Annotated in this window: 1 protein-coding gene; it reads left to right on the forward strand. The window is 57.5% G+C overall.

Annotated elements, in window-relative coordinates:
• Positions 1–208: 208 nt before the first annotated feature.
• Positions 209–576, forward strand: a 368-nt coding sequence (locus I6F21_RS37600; protein ID WP_225184368.1) for a hypothetical protein, incomplete at its 3' end; no start/stop codon positions are given.

A 576-nucleotide genomic window follows, 5' to 3' on the forward strand; every position in this document is an offset into this window, starting at 1 on the left:
TACGTAAGCCGCTGCTAAGACCGTTGAAGTGTTCGCACACGCGTAAGCCGCTGCTAAGGCTGCACTGAAGTGGAGCACCGGCAGCCGCAATGACGGTTGCGACATCGCCGTTTTCTACAACACCGATTTTTTTTGGCCGCTCAAGGCGCTCGATCAGCAAGGACGCGCAGATCGCGAACGCCTGGAAGGCATTTGATAGGAATGGGAAATGAAACAAAAAGCATTGGCAGTCGCCATCAAGAAGATCGTCTGGGCGCAGTTGGTGTTGTCGGCCGCACTTGCCGTGCCGGCGTTTGCGCAGAGTCAACCCGTCGCCTCCGAAGGTCCGTCGTCCGAATCGGCCCTGGGCAGCACACCGGCAATCACTGGCCAGGTAGTCACGCCCACCGCGCCGGCGTCAGGTACGCAGACGCCAAAACCTGCCACGTCAACTTCCGGTACGGAGATCACTGGCCCATCGGACAACAAGGTTGCGCAGTTGAAGAAGTTTGAAGTGACAGGTTCGCTGATTCGCAGCTCGGACAAGACGGGCTTCAATCAAGTCCAAACGGTCACGCAGAAGGAGATGCTTAACAG

The sequence above is a fragment of the Bradyrhizobium sp. NBAIM03 genome (genome assembly GCF_020194055.1).
Taxonomy (GTDB): domain Bacteria; phylum Pseudomonadota; class Alphaproteobacteria; order Rhizobiales; family Xanthobacteraceae; genus Bradyrhizobium; species Bradyrhizobium yuanmingense.